General features: G+C 71.0%; 1 protein-coding gene. It reads left to right on the forward strand.

Annotated features, from left to right (window positions below; translation table 11 throughout):
* Positions 1-379 (forward strand): LysE family transporter (locus tag J0A65_RS26305; RefSeq protein ID WP_206597128.1); only part of this gene is annotated, 379 nt, incomplete at both ends.

Consider the following 379-nt stretch of genomic DNA (forward strand, 5'->3'; position numbering starts at 1 on the left):
CCTGCAGGCACTGCCCGGGCAGGGCGGGCCATTCTGGAGGGTGCTGCAGCTGGTCGGTGGGCTCTACTTCGCCTGGATCGGCGTGCAGGCACTGCTGTCACGGCGCGACCTGCACCTGCCGGACGCTGCGCAGGTGGCGCTGGGCAGCTGGACGCGGGGGCTGCGCCAGGGGCTGCTGGCCAGCAGCCTGAATCCCAAGCTGCCGCTGTTCTACGCGGGGCTGTTCGGTGTCCTGCGCGAAGCCGCCATGCCGAGCTGGGGCCTGTTCCTGGCCATGTTGTGGATGACCCTGGTGGTCTGGGGCTGGGACCTGGCCCTGGTACGCCTGCTGGCCTATCCGCGCTGGCGCAGCTGGCTGCAGCAGCGGGTGCGCTGGTTG

This window comes from Bowmanella yangjiangensis, from assembly GCF_017255015.1.
GTDB classification, from domain to species: Bacteria; Pseudomonadota; Gammaproteobacteria; order Enterobacterales; family Alteromonadaceae; genus Bowmanella; species Bowmanella yangjiangensis.